At 55.5% G+C, this 20,122-nt stretch carries 20 protein-coding genes; 9 read left to right on the top strand and 11 right to left on the bottom strand.

From position 1 onward, the window contains the following. Window positions 1-304 precede the first annotated feature (304 nt). Window positions 305-2,128 carry a ribosome-dependent GTPase TypA gene (gene typA / locus EQV24_RS22570; RefSeq protein ID WP_008501854.1) on the top strand — a complete coding sequence of 608 codons (1,824 nt, stop codon included), beginning with the start codon at window positions 305-307 and terminating at the stop codon, window positions 2,126-2,128. Window positions 2,129-2,206: 78 nt separating this feature from the next. Here typA and ompL read toward each other — a convergent pair whose 3' ends face one another. From ompL to yihU, 7 genes are all read right to left on the bottom strand, one after another. After that, complete coding sequence (gene ompL / locus EQV24_RS22565; RefSeq protein WP_040020361.1) at window positions 2,207-2,893, bottom strand: porin OmpL; 687 nt, start codon at window positions 2,891-2,893, stop codon at window positions 2,207-2,209. Between the two features lie 74 nt (window positions 2,894-2,967). Beyond that, on the bottom strand, window positions 2,968-4,392 hold the full coding sequence (locus EQV24_RS22560) for an MFS transporter (protein WP_040020359.1): 1,425 nt from the start codon (window positions 4,390-4,392) through the stop codon (window positions 2,968-2,970). Window positions 4,393-4,434: 42 nt separating this feature from the next. Continuing rightward, on the bottom strand, window positions 4,435-5,817 hold the full coding sequence (locus EQV24_RS22555; RefSeq protein WP_013099372.1) for an MFS transporter: 1,383 nt from the start codon (window positions 5,815-5,817) through the stop codon (window positions 4,435-4,437). Between the two features lie 45 nt (window positions 5,818-5,862). Continuing rightward, window positions 5,863-7,887, bottom strand: a complete 2,025-nt coding sequence (locus EQV24_RS22550) for an alpha-glucosidase (RefSeq protein WP_048970971.1) — start codon at window positions 7,885-7,887, stop codon at window positions 5,863-5,865. A gap of 17 nt (window positions 7,888-7,904) precedes the next feature. Further along, on the bottom strand, window positions 7,905-9,146 hold the full coding sequence (gene yihS, locus EQV24_RS22545; protein WP_097535138.1) for a sulfoquinovose isomerase: 1,242 nt from the start codon (window positions 9,144-9,146) through the stop codon (window positions 7,905-7,907). 14 nt (window positions 9,147-9,160) lie between these two features. Continuing rightward, the gene (yihT, locus tag EQV24_RS22540) at window positions 9,161-10,036 is read right to left on the bottom strand and encodes a sulfofructosephosphate aldolase (protein ID WP_058651828.1); all 876 of its coding nucleotides are present in this window, start codon (window positions 10,034-10,036) and stop codon (window positions 9,161-9,163) included. A 17-nt stretch (window positions 10,037-10,053) separates the two neighbouring features. Further along, window positions 10,054-10,944 (bottom strand): sulfolactaldehyde 3-reductase, encoded by an 891-nt coding sequence (yihU, locus tag EQV24_RS22535; protein ID WP_058651830.1) that lies wholly within the window; start codon window positions 10,942-10,944, stop codon window positions 10,054-10,056. Between the two features lie 155 nt (window positions 10,945-11,099). Between yihU and EQV24_RS22530 the strand changes: the two genes are divergently transcribed. The 6 genes from EQV24_RS22530 (at window position 11,100) to fabY (ending at window position 15,845) form a co-directional block, all read left to right on the top strand. Then, window positions 11,100-11,996 (top strand): sugar kinase, encoded by an 897-nt coding sequence (locus EQV24_RS22530; protein WP_058651831.1) that lies wholly within the window; start codon window positions 11,100-11,102, stop codon window positions 11,994-11,996. Between the two features lie 34 nt (window positions 11,997-12,030). After that, window positions 12,031-12,831 carry a DeoR/GlpR family DNA-binding transcription regulator gene (locus EQV24_RS22525; protein WP_020686879.1) on the top strand — a complete coding sequence of 267 codons (801 nt, stop codon included), beginning with the start codon at window positions 12,031-12,033 and terminating at the stop codon, window positions 12,829-12,831. A 119-nt stretch (window positions 12,832-12,950) separates the two neighbouring features. Beyond that, the gene (gene yihX, locus EQV24_RS22520; RefSeq protein ID WP_013099365.1) at window positions 12,951-13,550 is read left to right on the top strand and encodes a glucose-1-phosphatase; all 600 of its coding nucleotides are present in this window, start codon (window positions 12,951-12,953) and stop codon (window positions 13,548-13,550) included. After that, window positions 13,544-14,425 carry a virulence factor BrkB family protein gene (locus tag EQV24_RS22515; protein ID WP_013099364.1) on the top strand — a complete coding sequence of 294 codons (882 nt, stop codon included), beginning with the start codon at window positions 13,544-13,546 and terminating at the stop codon, window positions 14,423-14,425. The genes yihX and EQV24_RS22515 overlap by 7 nt, the downstream gene beginning before the upstream one ends. Continuing rightward, entirely contained in the window at window positions 14,422-14,859 is a 438-nt protein-coding gene (dtd, locus tag EQV24_RS22510; RefSeq protein WP_013099363.1) for a D-aminoacyl-tRNA deacylase, read from the top strand. Before EQV24_RS22515 ends, dtd begins: the two co-directional genes overlap by 4 nt. Before the next feature lie 44 nt (window positions 14,860-14,903). Continuing rightward, window positions 14,904-15,845: a fatty acid biosynthesis protein FabY gene (gene fabY, locus EQV24_RS22505; RefSeq protein ID WP_013099362.1), complete on the top strand. Its 942-nt coding sequence runs from the start codon at window positions 14,904-14,906 to the stop codon at window positions 15,843-15,845. Window positions 15,846-15,857: 12 nt separating this feature from the next. Here fabY and EQV24_RS22500 read toward each other — a convergent pair whose 3' ends face one another. Then, the gene (locus EQV24_RS22500; RefSeq protein ID WP_130627077.1) at window positions 15,858-16,775 is read right to left on the bottom strand and encodes an alpha/beta hydrolase; all 918 of its coding nucleotides are present in this window, start codon (window positions 16,773-16,775) and stop codon (window positions 15,858-15,860) included. Window positions 16,776-17,004: 229 nt separating this feature from the next. On the opposite strand from EQV24_RS22500, the gene EQV24_RS22495 reads away from it, so the two are divergent. Both EQV24_RS22495 and EQV24_RS22490 read left to right on the top strand, forming a co-directional pair. Further along, window positions 17,005-17,316, top strand: a complete 312-nt coding sequence (locus EQV24_RS22495; RefSeq protein WP_013099360.1) for a hypothetical protein — start codon at window positions 17,005-17,007, stop codon at window positions 17,314-17,316. Continuing rightward, a complete protein-coding gene (locus EQV24_RS22490; protein ID WP_013099359.1) occupies window positions 17,317-17,607 on the top strand; it encodes a helix-turn-helix domain-containing protein in 291 nt (96 codons plus the stop codon). 42 nt (window positions 17,608-17,649) lie between these two features. Here EQV24_RS22490 and fdhE read toward each other — a convergent pair whose 3' ends face one another. Genes fdhE through fdxH form a run of 3 tightly spaced genes read right to left on the bottom strand, consistent with a single transcriptional unit; the run spans window position 17,650 to window position 20,110 of the window. Beyond that, complete coding sequence (gene fdhE, locus EQV24_RS22485) at window positions 17,650-18,579, bottom strand: formate dehydrogenase accessory protein FdhE (protein ID WP_029882351.1); 930 nt, start codon at window positions 18,577-18,579, stop codon at window positions 17,650-17,652. Continuing rightward, window positions 18,576-19,211, bottom strand: coding sequence for a formate dehydrogenase cytochrome b556 subunit (gene fdoI / locus EQV24_RS22480; RefSeq protein WP_013099357.1), 636 nt, complete (start codon window positions 19,209-19,211; stop codon window positions 18,576-18,578). Before fdoI ends, fdhE begins: the two co-directional genes overlap by 4 nt. Continuing rightward, on the bottom strand, window positions 19,208-20,110 hold the full coding sequence (gene fdxH / locus EQV24_RS22475; protein ID WP_014833793.1) for a formate dehydrogenase subunit beta: 903 nt from the start codon (window positions 20,108-20,110) through the stop codon (window positions 19,208-19,210). Before fdxH ends, fdoI begins: the two co-directional genes overlap by 4 nt. Window positions 20,111-20,122 lie beyond the last annotated feature (12 nt).

The following is a 20,122-nucleotide window of genomic DNA, read 5'->3' as shown; positions in this document are numbered from 1 at the left end:
GCCGTATTTTTATAAAGCGAAATCTGTGCCAACTTTTAAAACACCCCAAAAAGGCGTTATCATGCGCACCATAGTGCAAAAGTGCTGCACCACAATGGTTATGTTGCACCAGTATAGTGCTTCAGTGTGAACACTGAGCACCATATTGGTGCAATTTTCGTTAAAGTGCCCTTTTTACGCTCCGTGAAAGCGATCACAAAGCATCTCTGCAATACTTGTTTGCGGGGGATGTTTGTGATCCTGTTTTGTAGTGCGATTAATCCGTGTACAATAACGCGCTATTTCTAATGCCTGAGGCAAAGTTGTGATCGAAAATTTGCGTAACATCGCCATCATCGCGCACGTTGACCATGGTAAAACTACCCTGGTTGATAAGCTGCTGCAGCAATCCGGTACGTTTGATGCACGTGCCGAAACTCAAGAGCGTGTGATGGACTCCAACGATTTGGAGAAAGAGCGTGGGATTACCATCCTCGCGAAAAACACCGCTATCAAATGGAATGACTACCGTATCAACATCGTTGATACCCCAGGGCACGCCGACTTCGGTGGTGAAGTTGAGCGCGTGATGTCCATGGTGGATTCCGTGCTGCTGGTGGTTGACGCCTTTGACGGCCCAATGCCGCAAACGCGTTTCGTGACCAAAAAAGCATTTGCCCATGGCCTGAAGCCTATTGTTGTTATCAACAAGGTTGACCGTCCTGGCGCACGTCCTGACTGGGTTGTTGATCAGGTGTTCGACCTGTTCGTTAACCTTGACGCGACCGACGAGCAGCTGGACTTCCCTATCATCTACGCTTCGGCGCTGAATGGTATTGCGGGTCTGGATCACGAAGATATGGCGGAAGACATGACCCCGCTGTATCAGGCGATTGTCGATCACGTACCGGCTCCGGATGTTGATCTTGATGGTCCTCTGCAGATGCAGATCTCCCAGCTGGACTACAACAACTACGTTGGCGTTATCGGTATCGGCCGCATCAAACGCGGTAAAGTGAAGCCGAACCAGCAGGTTACTATCATCGATAGCGAAGGCAAAACCCGTAACGGTAAAGTGGGCAAAGTGCTGACTCACCTGGGTCTGGAGCGTATCGACAGCGATCTGGCTGAAGCGGGCGATATCATCGCGATCACCGGTCTGGGCGAGCTGAACATCTCTGACACCATCTGCGACCCGCAGAACGTGGAAGCGCTGCCAGCCCTGTCTGTTGATGAACCAACGGTAACCATGTTCTTCAACGTCAACACCTCTCCGTTCTGTGGTAAAGAAGGTAAATTCGTTACCTCTCGTCAGATCCTTGACCGCCTGAACAAAGAGCTGGTGCACAACGTTGCGCTGCGCGTTGAAGAAACGGAAGACGCTGATGCCTTCCGCGTATCCGGTCGTGGTGAACTGCACCTGTCTGTTCTGATCGAAAACATGCGTCGTGAAGGTTTCGAGATGGCGGTTTCCCGTCCGAAAGTTATCTTCCGCGAAATCGACGGCCGTAAACAAGAGCCGTTCGAAAACGTAACGCTGGACGTTGAAGAGCAGCACCAGGGTTCTGTGATGCAGGCTCTGGGTGAGCGTAAAGGCGACCTGAAAAACATGAATCCAGATGGCAAAGGCCGCGTACGTCTCGACTACGTGATCCCAAGCCGTGGCCTGATCGGCTTCCGTTCTGAGTTCATGACCATGACTTCCGGTACCGGTCTGCTGTACTCCACCTTCAGCCACTACGACGACGTACGTCCGGGTGAAGTGGGCCAGCGTAACAACGGTGTGCTGATCTCTAACGGTCAGGGTAAAGCGGTTGCGTTTGCGCTGTTCGGTCTGCAGGATCGCGGTAAGCTGTTCCTGGGTCACGGTGCTGAAGTGTATGAAGGCCAGATCATCGGTATTCACAGTCGTTCTAACGACCTGACTGTAAACTGCCTGACCGGTAAGAAACTGACCAACATGCGTGCGTCCGGTACTGACGAAGCAACGGTTCTGGTTCCACCGATCAAGATGACGTTGGAGCAGGCTCTGGAATTCATCGATGACGACGAACTGGTAGAAGTGACTCCACTGTCTATCCGTATCCGTAAACGTCACCTGACCGAGAACGATCGTAAACGTGCAATGCGCGGTGCGAAAGAAGAGTAATACGGTCAATCCGTTAGCCGGGTAAGCGCATGCGCCGCCCGGCAGTAAAAAGCCGCTGATTGCTCAGCGGCTTTTTTATTAGAACGAATACCGCAATCCCAGGCGAATCCGGTACTGCTCCCGGTTGTAATCATTCCATCTGTCCAGCCACTGCAGTTCAAGATATGGCAGCCAGTTTTTGTCGATCTTGTAGCTGAATTTATTGGTAATTTCCCAGTGATGATCTTTGCCATTTTTGCTGTGGTAATCATTCACCCGCTGGAAAAAGTGCGGTTCAAAGGTATAAAAAAACGCATCCGTCACTTTGAAATTCCAGTAGTTAGCAAACTCGTGCGTATCGTTCTTATCCATCTGCCCGTTATAGTCCGGCGTATCGTAATTGTTATGGTTATAGCGATAGCGGAACGTCAGGTTGAACCCGTCCGTAAATTTATAATTGGTATCTAAATAGACCGCACCACCTGATCCTGCGCTGCTGTCGTTAATCAATCCGCCGGGCTGGAAGGTGAGCTTGTCGGTGGGTTTTAAGAGCGGATACCACCCCTCTATTTCGTTATAGCTGTGCTTAAGCTCATCCCATTTCCCCACGTTATAGGCATTGGTGAACATCAGCCCCGCGCCCATATCGAAGTTATAGCCTGCACGCAGGATCACCTCGTGGAGCTCAGAGGCCGTATTGTATGCTTCGCGGGTTTCGACATAAGCCCCGGCAAATACCGGGCAGGACACAGACGACACGATCAGTACAGTAATGATTCTTTTCATAATTTGTCCATGTATCAGGTACAGAAAGGCCTCCCTCCTGATGAACAGGAAGGACATAGTGGCCGGTTTTATTGTTATAAAGTGACTGCTGACGCTTTATTGTTGGTGGTTATCTCAGGGGTATTCGCGGTTTGTTTTTTCCGTTTTCCAATCTCCTCGATAATAAAGGCGAAGCGCGCTTCGTTGAGTTTATAAAACAGCCCCATGGTCACGGCGGCAACGACGGCCAGGCCGCACGGCCAGAGGAAAATAAGCTGACGCAGACCAAGTAGTGTGCCTGCGCTCTGCACCGCATGGGGAACGTAGCCAATCTGGGTCAGCATGATGCCAGGCAGAAAACCGGCGAGGGCGGCAGAGATTTTGCGTGAGAAGGTATAGCCGGTATAAACCGACCCTTCAGCACGAATGCCCGTTTTCCACTCGCCGTAATCAACGGTATCCGGTACCAGCGCCCAGTTCAGGCTGTTCACAAACGCCGTGCCGAAAAACGCCATGCAGGAAAACAGCACGAACAGCAGGGAACTGGTCCCCCAGAAGAAGTTCAGCACGTCGCCCACCGCCCACAGCGCCAGCCCACCCAGATAAACCGGTTTTTTGCCAAAGCGCTTCACCGCGCCGGGCACCAGAAACACGCCAATCAGAATGCAGCCCATGCTGAAAAAGCCCATCCACGACAGCAAATGCAGATCGTTTAGCACGTACTGGGTGTAATAGACCTGAATCGCCAGCTTGATGTTAAACGCGGCAAGGGTACACAGGTTGGCGATACACAGCACCAGTAGCGGCGGATTGCGGAAAATCGCGCAGAATGATTGCAGAATGCCGGGCTTATGGTGATCGGGCGTAAGCTCCACGTAGCGCTCTTTCACGCCGCTGTAGCACCACCACATGCAGACCAGGCCACCGGTGACGAACACCAGCGCCGCCACCAGATAGCCGAGGGAGGGCTGGCTGACGAACAGCGCCTGAATGGGCATAAAGCCGACGGTGCAGAGCAACAGCCCCACGGTTGCGCCGCCCTGACGCCACGCCGCAAGCTGCGCGCGCTCGTTCGGGTTTTTGGTGATGGCCGGGACCATCGCACCGTAGGCGCAATTCATCAGGCTATAGCAGAGGCCAAACATCATGAAGAGCACGGTGGCGAGCGCTGTTTTCACCGTCAGGCTAAAGTCGTTGGCCATAAACTGCGCCGTCGCGACCAGCGCCACCGGGACGGAGGCATAAAGAATGAATGGCCGGAACTTTCCCTTCGCGCCGATGTTACGCCGGGAGTCCAGCAGCACGCCGGTCAGCATGTCGGTGAACGCGGTAAAAAACTTCGCTACCAGGAAAATAATGCCGCCATAGAAGGCGGGCATGCCCAGTTCGTCGGTGTAAAACTTCAGCAGATACAGCGTGCCAATACACAGCATCAGATTCGAGCCAAAATCGCCCATCCCGTAGGCGCACTTCTCTCGCAGGCTCAATTTCAGGGTTAACGGATCAGTGTTATGTGTCATGGTCGATCCTCAGAGCGCCCGCAGGGCGCTCTCTCTCGTCATTTATGCCGTACGTTTACGCAATTCGATCTCTTCCACGATGCGCACATACATCTTCTCGTTGAGATTGTAGAAACAGCCCATCGCCACAATGGTGATGACCGCCAGCAGGCTCGGATAGATAAAAATCAGCTGCCGCAGTCCTTCAACCGTTCCGGCGGATTGCACCACGTTGGGCACATAGCCAATTTGCGTGAGCATGATCCCCGGGAAGAAGCCCGCCAGTGCCTGAGATACCTTTCTGAAGAAGGTAAAGCCGGTGTAAACCGTCCCTTCAGATCGCACGCCGGTGCGCCACTCGCCGTATTCCACGGTATCGGATACCAACGCCCAGTTCAGGCTGTTCACGAACGCGGAGCCGAAGAAGGCCAGGCAGGAGAACGCCACAAAGCTCACCGAGCCGCCGCCGAAGAAGTAGTTGAGCAGATCGCCCGCCACCCAAACCATCAGCCCGCCGATATAGACTTTTTTCTTGCCGAAGCGCCGCACCGCGCCGGGCATCATAAAGACGCCGATAAAAATACAGCCCATGCTGAAGAAACCCATGTAAGACAGCAGGATCGGGTCGTTCAGCACGTACTGCGTGTAGTAAACCTGGATGGCGAGTTTGACGTTAAAGGCACCCAGCGTGCAGAGGTTGGCGATGCACAGGATAAACAGCGGACGGTTTCCGGCAATGGCGCGAAACGACTGCAACAGCCCCGGTTTTTGCGCCGGATGAGCAGGCTGCGTCTCGACGTAACGCTCGGTCACGCCCTTGTAGCACCACCACATAAAGAACAGCCCGAACAGCGAGAAAAGCGTGGCGGCAAAGATATAGCCAAGCTGATCGTTGCCCTCAATCAGGTTCATTACCGGGACAAAACCGACGGTACAGAGCAGCAGGCCAAGCGTGGCGCCGCCCTGACGCCAGGCGGCCAGCGAGGCGCGCTCGTCCGGGTTTTTGGTGATGGCGGGCACCATCGCGCCGTAAGAGCAGTTCATCATGCTGAAGAACAGGCCGTACAGCATGAACAGCACCGTTGCCATCACCGTTTTACCGGTGATTTCAAACGGCGTACCGACGAAGTTGGCAATCGCCAGCAAGGTCACCGGGAAGGCGGCATACAGCACGAACGGGCGGAATTTCCCTTTCGGGCCGATGTTGCGCCGGGAGTCGAGCATGATCCCGGTACCCATATCGGTGAAGGCGGTAAAGAATTTGGCAATCAGGAAGATGATCCCGCCGTAGGTACCCGGCAGGCCCAGCACGTCGGTATAAAACTTCAGCAGATACAGCGTGCCGATATCCAGCAGGATGTTAGAGCCGAGATCGCCCATCCCGTAGGCGAGTTTTTCTTTAAACGGCAGGCGTAGGGTTGCCGGATCAGAAGTATGTTGACTCATTATTGTTCTCCGTCTGCCCGCAGGTTTCCCCGCGGGCGAGCCTTATCAGATATGACGTAAGGTATTAAACAGATCTGCCCATTCGCTTTGCTGGCGATAGAAGACCGGTGGTTTGCCGAGCGGGGCAGCAACGGTCACCTCACCGCCCTGGCAGGTTTCACCCGTCCACACATTCACCCAGTTGTCCTGCGGCAGATAGAGCGTCCAGTCGTGGCGGCCCTCTTCATGAACCGGTGCCACCAGCAGATCGCGGCCAAACAGGTACTGGTATTTCAGCGTGTAGGCGCGCGCGTCGTCTTCATAATGCAGGAACAACGGTCGCATCACCGGCAGGCCACTTTTCGCGTTCTGCGCAACCGCAGCTTTGATGTACGGCTTCAGGGTGGTGAACACGGTGGTCATACGTGCAAAGTGCGCGATGGTTTCGGCGTCGCCGTCGAACTGCCAGTTGTCACCCGGGCGGTTACCTTCGTGGGTACGCATCATCGGCGTAAAGGCGCTGAAGTCGCACCAGCGCAGCAACAGCTCTTTGGTGCGTTTCATCTCGAACAGGGTGGTATAGCCGCCGATGTCGCTGTGGTGCAGCCCGTGACCGGTCATCGCCAGAGACAGCGCAGCAGGTACGACGGACGCCAGACCGTCGTCCAGGCTCCAGTCGACGTTCTGATCTCCCGCCCACATCATCACCGAGTGCTTCTGGCTGCCGGTATAACCTGCGCGCATGAAGAACAGGATCTCGCCGAGCTTGCCGGTCTCTTCCAGCGCCTCGTAGTTACATTTGGCCCACAGGGCAGGCCAGGCGTTATGCATGATCTCCGCGCTGACGCCGTTATGCAGGAAGGTATCGGTTGGCAGATATTCGCCAAAATCGGCCATCCAGCCGCCGCAACCCAGTTCGATCAGGTTCTTTTTGATCACCTCTTTGTACCAGCCGTAGGCTTCCGGGTTGGTCAGGTCGATAACGCCCGCGTAGAACTCGCCAAACTCGACGTGGTAGTCCTTGCCGTCGGCATTTTTGGTCAGATAGCCGCGTTTTGCCGCCTCTTCACAGAGATCTTTGTCGCTGGCGACGTACGGGTTGATATAGGAGAGGAACTGCACGCCTTCCTGTTTCCACTGTGCAATACGCTCATTAAGCTGCGGATACAGCTCGCTGTTCCACTTCCAGTTCCACATCACGCGTTTGCCAAAGGAGGTCATGCGGATGCCGGACCAGTCCTGCGCCCAGATGCCGTTCACCTTCACCCCGCCCTGGCGCATGACGTCGAGCTTGTGCTGACACACCCCGGTGCCGCCCTGAATGCCCAGCGTCACGCCGTCGTAAACCCAGTCCGGCAGCTCCGGCTGTCGCCCCAACAGGCCGGTGAGTTTTTCCAGCAGATCGACGTAGGTTTCTGCACATTCAAAGCGCAGCGTGGCGTTATCTTCCCAGAACGCCAGTTCGTGGAAATCCGGCGCGCTGAAGTCGAAGTTCATGTAGCAGCTGTTATCCACGTGGCAGTAGTACTTCTGGGTGCTCACGAAGGTAGGCTGGGGGAAGAAGGTCCAGTAATAATCGCCGCCCGCGTTCTCTTTGCAGTCGGCCTGCCAGGTCACGTAGGTCTGCTTATTGCGGCCCACCCCCTGTTCGCTGGTCCACAGCGGGAACGGTTTTCCGCGCAGATCAAAGTACGAGAACTGCTCGCCGCAGCCGTAGATATGATCTTCAGGCTGGGCCGCCAGCCGCAGCCAGATGCGGTTGTGACAGGTGGCATCATTTTTCAGCTTCAGTTCCAGACGGCCTTCTGCATCCACACCCACCAGCAGCGTCGCGCTCACCGCATCGCCACGGGTAAAGCGGATCGCCCAGCCTGCGCTTTGCTGTGTAACGGTCGCGTCCGTCAGGGCGATTTTTTCGTTGAGCTTGTCTTTGATGCTGAAGTTGCCGCGAAACATATCGATATCGGCAACGCCCGCGCCGATCCACAGGCAAGGTTCATCGGTGGAGTGGGATAAAATCAGACGGTCCTGCCAGCGCAGGGTGAAGCCATGTTCGTTATTTTTCAGATCAATATTGTGTAGGGTACGCATAGAAAACTCCGTCTTTATTATTTGGCCTGGCTATCCAGTAATCCGGCGGCTACGGCAGGGGCTAAGCCCGGGGCCAGCGGCAGGCGGGGGATCACCAGGCAGTGCAGCAGATGGTAAATATCCTGCTTGCCGTCCCAGACTTTGGTGGTCACTTCGTTGTTGGTGTCCAGCTCCTGCCACCAGGATCCGTTCTCGTAATCCATCAGGTATTTGATGCAGTAATCCCACCATTTCTGATACCAGGCTTCGTACTGCGCCTCGCCGGTTACGGTGTAGAGCGCATACGCTGTGCCCATCGCCTCGACGATCGGCCAGCGCACGCGTTCGCGCACGATAGGCTTGCCGTCCCAGCCAACGGAGTAGACGAACCCATCGGCTCCGTCTGGCGCCCAGGCATCGCGGATGGTGGCGTGGAACAGTCCTTTTGCGTCTTCCAGCAGCCACGCCGGTGGGGTTTCGAAGCGGGCTTCCAGCGCGGCACGCAGGTGCAGCATCAGGCGGCCCCACTCAATCCAGTGCCCTGGTGTGCCGCCGTAGGCGCGAAAACGGTGGGCGGGATTATCGATGTTGTAGTCGCGGATCGGGTTCCAGTTGGTATCGAAATGCTCATTAACGCGATACTCACCTTTGCGCGCCACGTCGTGAATAATCACCGAGGCGATGCGCAGGGCGCGGTCGAGCCATTTACGATCGTGGGTTACGTCATAAACGATGAGGAAGGCTTCCACGGCGTGCATGTTGGCGTTACCGCCGCGGTAATCTTCCGTTTTGCTGAACGCTTCATCCCAGGATTCCAGGCACATCTGTTCCTGTTCGCTCCAGAAGTAGCGCTCAATCACCTCAATGGCGTCGTCCAGCAGCCTGCGTGCCTGAGGATGTCCGGTGGTGACGGCGCTCGCCGCGCCCAGCAGTACGAAGAAGTGCTGATAGCCCTGCTTGGAGGCATCCACCACGCCTTCATCGGTAACACAGGCGTACCAGCCGCCGTACTGTTTGTCGCGCAGCGGGCCGTTCAGGGCATTGATGCCGTGCTCAACCAGGGCATACGCACCGGGACGACCCATGTTCGCCGCCACCGCGTAAACGTGCAGCATACGGGCGGTGATCCACAGATGCGTGCCCATATCGCTGCGAACCTGCCCGTTATTGCCCAGCCAGCCGAAGCCGGTGGGTACGGCGGCGTTTTTACCGAAATCAAGAATGCGGTCGGTCTCTTGTTCGAGCCAGCGGTTATGGCTCAGGGTGTTAAACCATTTCATGTTCGGGTCCTTTCTTAACGGCGAGCCATCATTTCGTCGACGATCTCACCCAGGCGCTGCAGTTTAGGTACGGAAATATCGCGAAGCATCAGCCCGGTGTCCGGCAGGCCAATCACCGATGACCAGACGGCGCGACCGGCTAAAAAGCCTGATGCCCCCGCCTGCATGGCAACGCTCACGGCGCGCGGGAATAATTTTTCGTCCACGCCGGAGGAGAGGATCACCCACGGCATGGCGATGTGCTCGTTCAGCTTCTGCGAGGCCGCCAGCAGTTCCTGCTGCGTGCCTTTACCCAACAGCGGCATCTCCACTTTGTAGAGGTCCGCACCGCTGTCACCCAGCTCTTTGGCCGCATCGATAATCGCCTGTTCGCGGTTAAACCCGGCGCCGCGACGCGGTGGACGCACCACCGGCTCGATAATGCTCAGCAGGCCGTTGTCGTGGCACAGGGAGTTAAATGCCTTCACCATCTCAAGACGCTGCTGCGCGTCTTCATCGCTACGCCATAGCACCAGTAATTTCAGCGCCTTGCCGCCATCGCGTTTGACCGCCTGCGCATCGACGTTCTTGTCGATCGTCACGCTGTCGACGGGAATACCGTTCCCTGGAATAAACTCGTCGGCCGCCACAATCAGCGCGCAGCTTTTAGCTACGGCCTGCTGCTCCACAATCTGGCGATAACAGAACTGCTGGTCGACGAGAATGGCAGAGGCGTACGGCGACAGAATTTTCGCTGCGTTGACCTTAAAATCCGTCAGATGCTGGTCCGTGACCGGCACCGGCGCACCTGCTGCGGCAAACATCAGGCGCATCGCTTCGCGCTGATCGACGGCCAGCATCGCAAAACCGCCGGAAGGTCGGGTGATATCTTTCAGGGTGTACATCGTCATTCCTCAGTCCTTTCGTATCAGTGTGATTTTTTCAGCCCGGCAGATGCGCGAACCTGTTCAAGAATGGCTGTCCAGTCTTCGCGCCCGCGCCCGGCGGCGCGTGCCTGGTTGTAAACTTCGCGGGAAGCCGCGCCCAGCGGCATCGGAACGTGGAGCTGGTTGGCCACGTCCAGGGCGATCCCCAGATCTTTATGTGCAAGGTCGATCATGAAGGCGGGTGAAAGATCCCCTTTCAGCACCTTGTTCGGCCAGGAGGTGGTGAAATGGCCTTTACCTGCAGGCGTGCCGCTCATGACCTTGAGCGCCACCTCAAAGGAGAGACCGAGCGCTTCACACAGCACGGCCGCCTCGGCGGACAGGGCGTTTAGCGCAATGCTCATGTAGTTATTGATAAGCTTCACGCGGATGCCCATGCCCGGCCCGCCGGCGTTAATCAGCTCATTGCCCATCGCCATTAAGACGGGGGTGGCGCGCTCAACCTGCTCCGCCGTGCCGCCTGCCAGCAGGAGCAGCGTGCCGGCGATGGCATGGTCTGAGGTGCGCCCGACAGGTACGTCCATCAGGCTGAAGCCACGCCCGGCCATGTCGTGGATCAACGCGTCGGTTTGCAGGGGATGAATGGTCGACATATCGATCACCAGCGCGTTGCGAGATAAGCCTTCGCAAACGCCGTGTTCGCCAAACAACACGCTGCGCACCAGGTCGCCGTTGGGCAGCATGGTAATGACGAACTCGGCATCCGTTGCGGCCTGCGCGGGCGTTGCCGCCGCCTTCGCGCCGCTCTCCACCAGGATCTGAACCGCCTGCGGGTTCACATCAAAGACCTGAAGCTGGTGACCTTGCTTCAACAGATTCTTCGCCATTGGCGCGCCCATCTGCCCTAAACCGATAAATGCGATTGCTGACATGCCTCTCTCCTGTCATATCGTGTCAATTTTTGCGCGTTTATGTTGTCTGTTTTTGATCGTATTTGTAATTTATGGTCAAAAAATTGACAGGGGTCACTTTTTAAACATTTGATGAAATTAAAATGAAGGCATCAGAAATTGCAGAAGGAAGCACCATGACTCGCATCGTTTGTGTCGGCATAACCGTGCTGGATCGCATCTGGTATCTCGATGATTTACCAAAAGAAGGTGGGAAATATGTCGCAAAAGACTATACGGAAGTGGGCGGCGGCCCGGCGGCAACTGCGGCGGTGGCGGCGGCAAAACTGGGGGCATCCGTGGATTTTATTGGCCGGGTGGGTGACGACGATACCGGCAGAAGGCTGCTTGCGGAGCTGGAATCCCTGGGGGTGAACACCCGCTACACGCGTATAGTGAAAGATGCCCGCTCGTCACAATCGGCAGTGCTGGTGGACGGCAGCGGGGAACGCATTATCGCGAACTATCCCAGCCCCGATCTTCCCGCTGCGGCAGACTGGCTGCAGGGCATCGACTTCTCGCAATGGGACATTGTTTTAGCCGATGTGCGCTGGCATGAAGGGGCGAAGCAGGCGTTTACCCTTGCCCGCCAGCAAGGCGTCCCCACGTTGCTCGATGCGGACACAACCCCTCAGGACATCGCGGAACTTATCGCCCTCAGCGATCATGCTGCCTTTTCCGCGCCGGGGCTGCGTCGGGTAAGCCATCTTGAGGAAACGGAAGGTGCGCTTAAAAAAGCACAAACGCTCACAAATGGACATGTCTATGTCACGCAGGGCCGGGACGGCTGCTTTTGGCTGGAGAACGATGCCCTGTGCCATCAGCCGGGTTTTGAGGTCGAGGTGGTTGATACCACCGGGGCGGGGGATGTTTTCCACGGTGCCCTGGCGGTCAGCCTGGCGCAACGGTTATCTCCAGCGCAAGCCGTGCGTTTCGCCAGCGCCGTCGCCGCGCTGAAATGTACTCAGCCCGGCGGTCGCGCAGGTATACCCGACTGTGATCAAACCCGCTCTTTTTTGTCACTTTTTGTATAAAATGCGGGGCGTGATGGTTTTCAGAGGACAGCCCATGAGCCTTACCGAACTGACCGGCAACCCGCGTCACGATCAGCTGCTGACGCTGATAGCCGATCGCGGATATATGAACATTGATGAACTGGCGCAGTTGCTGGACGTCTCGACGCAAACCGTGCGCCGGGATATCCGCAAGCTGAGCGAACAGGGACTGATTACGCGACATCATGGCGGTGCGGGCAGGGCATCCAGCGTGGTGAACACGGCCTTTGAGCAGCGCGAAGTGTCGCTGACTGAAGAGAAGCGGGCAATTGCCGAAGCAATTGCCGACTATATTCCTGATGGTTCGACTATTTTCATCACCATTGGCACGACCGTGGAGCACGTGGCCCGTGCGCTGCTCAACCATAACCATCTGCGTATCATTACTAACAGTCTGCGGGTGGCACACATCCTCTATAAAAATCCGCGTTTTGAGGTGATGGTGCCCGGCGGTACGCTGCGTCCACATAACGGCGGCATTATCGGTCCGGCGGCGACGGCGTTCGTGTCTGGCTTTCGGGCGGATTATCTGGTGACCAGCGTGGGGGCGATTGAACACGACGGCGCGATGATGGAGTTTGACGTTAATGAAGCCAGCGTGGTGAAAACGATGATGGCTCATGCCAGACATATTTTACTGGCGGCCGATCATACGAAATACACCGCCTCTGCCGCCGTGGAAATTGGCAACGTGGCGCAGGCAACGGCGCTCTTTACCGATGAACTGCCCGGCTCAGCGCTACATAATCATCTCAAATTCAGCAAGGTAGAAGTTGTCGAAGTCAGCACAGGCGACGAGCAGCAGGCTGGATAACCTCTCTGACGGCCCGAAAATCCCTTCGGGCCGTTCCTTTCTTTAAGCTGAATCTGGCGCATAGCCAAACCTTATCTTTCCCGCTACAGTTACTTTTCCACGGCGAGCAGGAGATAAACATGCTTTATATCTTTGACTTAGGAAATGTAATCGTCGATATCGATTTCAATCGGGTGCTGGGCGCATGGAGCGATTTTAGCCGTGTCCCGCTGGCGACGTTAAAACAGAGTTTCGCCATGGGCGAGACATTCCATCAGCATGAACGGGGTGAGATCAGCGACGAAGTGTTTGCTGAACGTCTGTGCCATGAAATGGATCTGCCGTTAAGCTACGAACAGTTCTCCCACGGCTGGCAGGCTGTATTTGTCGCTATCCGCCCTGAGGTTATCGACATCATGCATAAACTTCGCGAGCAGGGTCACCGGGTCGTCGTGCTGTCGAACACCAACCGCCTGCACACCACGTTCTGGCCAGAGGAATACCCAGAAGTTAAGGCTGCAGCAGATAAAATCTACCTCTCGCAGGAGATGGGGATGCGTAAACCCGAAGCGCGGATTTATCAGGCGGTACTGCAAGCGGAAGGATTCTCCGCGTCCGATGCGGTCTTTTTCGATGACAATGCCGATAATATAGAGGGAGCTAACCAGTTGGGTATTACGTCAATTCTGGTGACCGGAAAAGAGACGATACCGAACTACTTTGCGAAGCAGTTATGCTAAAAACCGTTCATCAAAAAGCCACGCACCATACTCGCCCGCTCAGGGCCTGGCTAAAACTCCTCTGGCACCGTATTGATGAGGACAACATGACCACGCTGGCGGGTAACCTCGCCTACGTGTCGTTGCTCTCCCTGGTACCGCTGGTGGCGGTTATTTTTGCCCTTTTTTCCGCTTTTCCCATGTTTGCAGAGGTCAGCCTGCAACTGCGTCACTTCGTCTTTGCGAATTTTATTCCTGCCACTGGCGATGTGATCCAGAACTACATTGAACAGTTTGTCGCAAACTCCAGCAAGATGACGGCAGTGGGGGCGTGCGGGCTTATCGTCACCGCGCTTCTGCTGATGTACTCCATCGACAGTGCGCTTAATACGATCTGGCGGAGTAAAAAAGTCCGCCCGAAGGTCTACTCCTTTGCTGTTTACTGGATGATTTTAACTCTCGGCCCGTTGCTGGCGGGGGCGAGCCTGGCGATTAGCTCCTATCTGCTCTCCCTGCGCTGGGCCAGCGATCTCAACGGTGCCATTGATAACGTGTTGCGTATCTTCCCGCTGATTTTATCGTGGCTCTCTTTCTGGCTGCTCTACAGTGTGGTGCCGACCACGCGCGTGCCGAACCGTGATGCGGTTGTTGGTGCACTGGTGGCAGCGGTGCTCTTCGAACTGGGCAAAAAGGGGTTTGCCCTTTACATCACCATGTTCCCCTCCTATCAGCTCATTTACGGCGTACTGGCGGTGATCCCCATTTTGTTTGTCTGGGTTTACTGGACCTGGTGTATCGTCTTGCTTGGTGCGGAAATAACTGTCACTCTCGGCGTATACCGCGAACTTAAAAAAGCAGCAGAAGCTGAAAAACAACAAGAAGCAGACCAACCATGATTGCATTGATACAGCGCGTAACCCGTGCCAGCGTCACCGTGGAGGGAGAGGTGACGGGTGAAATTGGCCCAGGACTTTTAGTGTTGTTAGGTGTCGAAAAGGATGACGACGAACAAAAAGCCAACCGCTTATGTGAACGCGTGCTGGGCTACCGTATCTTTAGTGATGCGGAAGGCAAGATGAACCTTAACGTCCAGCAATCGGGCGGAAGTGTGCTGGTGGTTTCCCAGTTTACGCTGGCCGCCGATACCGAACGCGGCATGCGCCCGAGTTTCTCAAAAGGTGCGGCCCCGGATCGGGCAGAAGCGCTTTACGAGTACTTTGTTGAGCGTTGTCGCCAACAGGAAATGAATACGCAAACCGGACGATTTGCTGCAGATATGCAGGTATCGCTGGTGAACGATGGCCCCGTCACATTCTGGCTCCAGGTATGAGCCAACTGGCGGCGTGGCCGCGGGTAACAAGAGAGAGTACAGCTATGTATCACCTTCGAGTACCGCAAACGGAAGAAGAGTTAGAAGCCTATTACCAGTTCCGCTGGGAAATGCTGCGCAAGCCATTACATCAGCCTAAAGGGTCTGAACGCGACGCCTGGGACGCCATGGCACATCATCAGATGGTGATGGACGAAGAGGGTAACCTCGTTGCCGTCGGGCGTCTGTATATTAATGCCGATAACGAAGCCTCTATTCGTTTTATGGCGGTCCATCCCTCCGTGCAGGACAAAGGGTTAGGTACGTTGATGGCCATGACCCTGGAGTCAGTGGCCCGTCAGGAAGGCGTTAAGCGCGTGACCTGTAGCGCCCGCGAAGATGCCGTTGAGTTCTTCGCCAAACTCGGTTTTGTTAATCAGGGGGAAATTACGACCCCGCAAACCACGCCGATTCGCCACTTTTTGATGATTAAACCCATCGCCACGCTGGATGATATTCTCCACCGCGCGGACTGGTGCGGACAGCTTCAGCAGGCCTGGTATCAGCACATCCCTCTGAGTGAAAAGATGGGGGTGCGTATTCAGCAGTACACCGGGCAAAAATTCATTACCACCATGCCGGAAACCGGCAACCAGAACCCGCACCACACGCTATTTGCCGGCAGCCTGTTTTCGCTCGCCACGCTCACCGGCTGGGGGCTTATCTGGCTGATGCTGCGTGAACGCCACCTTGGCGGCACGATCATTCTGGCTGATGCCCATATTCGCTACAGCGCCCCCATAAGCGGCAAACCGAGCGCCGTGGCCGATCTCGGCTCTTTGGGGGGCGATCTCGACCGCCTGGCGCGCGGTCGCAAAGCCCGTGTACAGATGCAGGTTGAACTCTTTGGCGATGAAACCCCAGGGGCGGTGTTTGAAGGCACCTATATCGTTCTGCCTGCGAAGCCGTTTGGCGCGTATGAAGAGGGCGGGAACGAGGAGGAGTAAGGTTCCCCGTTGTTATCGCCGGGCGGAGTTGATCCGCCAGGCGATGTCCCGAAGAACATCTCGCGCTGATGGACTGACGCCGCCAAGCTGGAAGAAGCCGTGGATGACACCCAGCCAATGCTGCGCTGTGCAAATAACCCCTTGTTCTGTCATATGTTGATAAAGCGCCTGACCCTCGTCGCATAGCGGATCGTACTCGGCGGTAATAATGTGTACCGGCGGCAGGCCGTTGAAATCATCCCGCCAGAGTGGGCTGGCTTCAGGGTCCCGGCGGTCTGTCTCTGCCAGGTACATGTCATAACCACTCAGCAGCGTATCGCGCGTGATAACGTAGTCCTGCCCATTATGGGTGTAGCTTGCAAAGCTGGCTGTGGCGTCGAGCATAGGGTAAATAAGGATAAGCTGGGCCGGATTCCACTGTGTTTTAGCCTTGAGCCGCAGCGCGGTGACCAGCGCCAGATGGCCGCCTGCACTGTCACCACAAAGCGTAATGCGGTTTTTATCCACGCCGACTTTTTCTGCATGTTGCCAGACAAGCTCCGCCGCTCTCTCTGCATCATCATGCGCAGCGGGGAAGGTATGCTCCGGTGCCAGCCTGTACTGAACCGCAATCACCCGACACTGACCGTAAAACGCCAGCTGGCGGAGCTGATTGTCATGGGTTGCAAACCCACCGCTGACAAAACAACCGCCATGGTAGTAGAGGGCACAAGGTAACGTTTCAGCGACATTGAGAGGCGAGAATACCCGAAGGGTAAGGCCATCAATGACAAGCGTTTCAACCTGCACGCGGGTTTCGGTTTCGCCGGCAAGTACAGTGCTGGCTACATATCCGGCTCTCCGGTCATCAATACTCTGCTTACGCGCGCCAGGTCGGCCTGCAGCGATAAAATCCTGCACAAGCCTATCAATACCCTTTTCCAGTGCCATGGTGATGTCCTTTTGCTGTATGTATGCACAGTCTTATAACCTGTATGAAAGCAGATGAAAACAATCAAATTAAGTAGAACCAGAGATTTGGAAAAAGGCTCGCAGAAACCAACTTCACTTAATGAAATAAATGGATATGTTACTGAAAAATCAATAACGTACCTCACATAGGGGTACGTCATTGACGTACATTGGAGATGTGTTACTCTAAGCCAATGGCGTATAATTTATGCTATTCATTGAAACGGATATCTTCACAGAAGACGTCAAAACGTTACTGGATGACGACGAATACCATAAGCTCCAGGTGTTCCTGGCAACACAACCTGATTATGGCGATCTGATCCAGAATACCGGGGGGCTGCGAAAGATTCGTTGGCTTTCAGGAGGCAGGGGAAAGCGCGGTGGAGTAAGGGTTATTTATTTTCATCGTACCCACGAGTTTGAAATCAGATTGCTGCTCATCTATCGCAAAGGGATCAAAGATGACCTGTCCGCGAGAGAAAAAGCCATTCTGAAAAAGATGATTGAGAGGTGGTAAATGGATAAGGCACTGTTTGAGCGATTAACACAAAGCATAGCTCAGATGGATGACATTGTCGGGGGGAAACGCGAGCCGTCGCGCACCTTTCAAATCGATGCGATGAAAATCAAAGAAATTCGTCAGGCGTCTGGGTTGTCCCAAAGTAAATTCGCGAACTTAATCTCAGTCAGCGTTGATACGTTGCGTAACTGGGAACAAGGACGGCGTTCGCCTACCGGTCCCGCAAAGGCATTGTTGCGTGCAATTGCGAATGATCCACAGCACGTTATTTCGGCTTTATCAGATTAATTAGCCCGACAGCAAAGTAGCTTGCCGGGCTAATGAGGGAGATTACTCCCCTTCACCCGGGAACAGGAACGGGTTGATAGAGCTACGGGCAAAGCCCTCCTGCTCCATTTTGGCGTCCAGAATCAGCGAGGCGAGATCGTCGGCCACCGCTTCAACTTTCGGGTCTTTTTCCTGATACAGAATCTTCAGATACGTTCCGCAATCGCCGCAACTTTCGGCTTTTACCGCCGCGTCTTCATTTTCCAGCGACCAGTAGTTCAGATCGCGGGTCTGCTCGCAGTTGCTACACTTCACGCGCACCACATGCCACTCGGTTTCACACAGGTTGCAATGCAGGTAGCGCAGCCCCTGGGTGGTGCCGATCTGTACCATGCTGGAGACTGGCATTGAGCCACACACCGGACAGAACTGGCGCGCTTCGCCGTATTCGGCGCGCGCTTTACCGGGGATCAGACTGGCCATTTGTGCCCAGTAGAGCGACAGCGCAGCCCAGATAAACGGCGCTTTATCGCTGCTGACCAGCGAGAAGTCAGAGGCAAACAGCGCGCTCGCCATCTCTTCCAGCTCCTGATCGGAGGCTTTTTCCAGGTTCTCAATGACCGCCAGCGCGGTGCCGCTCATCTCGGGCTTCAGCTCGGCAATCAGAGAATGCAGCAGCTTATGCCAGTGCTTGTCACGCGGCAGGACGTGAATATCCAGCGGCGGCTTGCCCTGCTCACTGGCTTCTTTGATGCGCGCAGTCAGATCCATTTGCAGCGGGTGGTCGTACAGCACCACTTCCTGCGCATGGGCAACCAGCGCGGCAAAACGCAGAAAATCGCCCAGCGGGTTGTTCTCTGCCAGCTCGCGCAGGCGCTCTGCACGGCGGTTGTAGAGGTTCTTGAGTCTGGGGAATAACAACGGCGGAATATATTCCGCCGTGCGTTTCTCGCTCGACCCCAGCTCATCTTGCGGGATTATGCGAATACTCATTCAGATGACTTTTCCTGTTTCTGGCGGACTTCACGGTACCAACGCGGGTGATGTTTCTTTGCCCACGTTTTGGTTACCCATCCTTCCACCATCGCGGTAATGGTGCCTTTCACCCAGAGGGCGGCGTAAATATGCACCATGATAACCACAATTAACGCCACTGCGGCAAATGAATGCAGCATCAGCGCGAATCGGATCACCGGGATTGAGAAAGCAGGCGCAAAGTACGGACGCCAGATGATCACGCCGCTCACCAGCAACAGGACCAGAAAGATAATCGCCGCCCAGAATACGCACTTCTGGCCGAAGTTATAACGCCCGGTGTCACCCACTTCCTCGTTGACGACGATCTTACGAATATTCTTCGCCCAAAAGATATCATCCCGATTGATTAGGTTATGGTGCCAGTAACGGAAAAACATGATGATAAACGAGGCAAACATCACCACACCCACGAACGGGTGAAGGATGCGCGCCAGCTGTGGCGTACCCAGTATCTGCATCAGCCAGTTGAAGGACGGGAAGAAGAACCCCAGCCCGCTTATCGCCGCCAGCATGAAGCAGAAGGCGGTGACCCAGTGGTTGATGCGTTCCGGCGCGGTGTAGCGCACGATGGTGTCACGTTTTTTCATTTGCGCACCTCGTCTTTCTCTTCATGCAGGTTATCGTCTTCCTCTTCCGCGCGGTTCGGACCGACGCCGACGTAGTGGAAGATGCTCGCTGCGAAGGTGGCAGCAAAGCCTACCGCTGCCAGCGGTTTCCAGATGCCTTTCCAGAACTTCACGGTGGCGCTGATTTCCGGGTTCTCCGGCAGGCCGTGATACAGATTCGGCTTGTCGGCATGGTGCAACACGTACATCACGTGCGTACCGCCCACACCGGCCGGATCGTACAGGCCAGCGTTATCGTAACCACGGGTTTTCAGTTCACCCACGCGTTCGGCCGCCAGCGTTTTCATATCCTCTTTGGAGCCAAAGTGGATGGCGCCGGTTGGACAGGTTTTCACGCAGGCTGGCTCCTGGCCAACGTTCACGCGGTCAACGCACAGCGTACATTTGTAGACGCGGTTGTCTTCCGGGTTCAGTCGCGGCACGTCAAACGGGCAGCCCGCGATGCAGTAGCCGCAGCCGATGCACTGCTCGGACTGGAAGTCGACAATGCCGTTGGCATACTGAATGATAGCCCCTTCTGACGGACACGCCTTCAGGCAGCCCGGATCCGCACAGTGCATACAGCCATCTTTGCGGATAAGCCATTCCAGTTTGTCGTTCTGCTCCACTTCAGAGAAACGCATTACCGTCCAGGACTTGGCGGTCAGGTCGGCCGGGTTGTCGTACACCCCGACGTTATGACCCACTTCGTCACGGAGGTCGTTCCACTCTGAACAGGCCACCTGACAGGCTTTACAGCCGATACAGGTGGTAACGTCGATAAGCTTCGCCACTTCCTGCTGGTGGTCCCGCGCCTGAGGCGCGGGCGTGAAACCGTTAGTCGCGGAACGACGAATAATGTCCTGAGATTGATAAGCCATAAGTCGTCTCCG

Source organism: Enterobacter sp. A8 (assembly GCF_004296595.1).
Taxonomy (GTDB): Bacteria; Pseudomonadota; Gammaproteobacteria; order Enterobacterales; family Enterobacteriaceae; genus Enterobacter; species Enterobacter cloacae.
The sequence above is the reverse complement of the archived record's forward strand: the minus strand, read 5'-3'. Positions and strand labels throughout refer to the sequence as shown.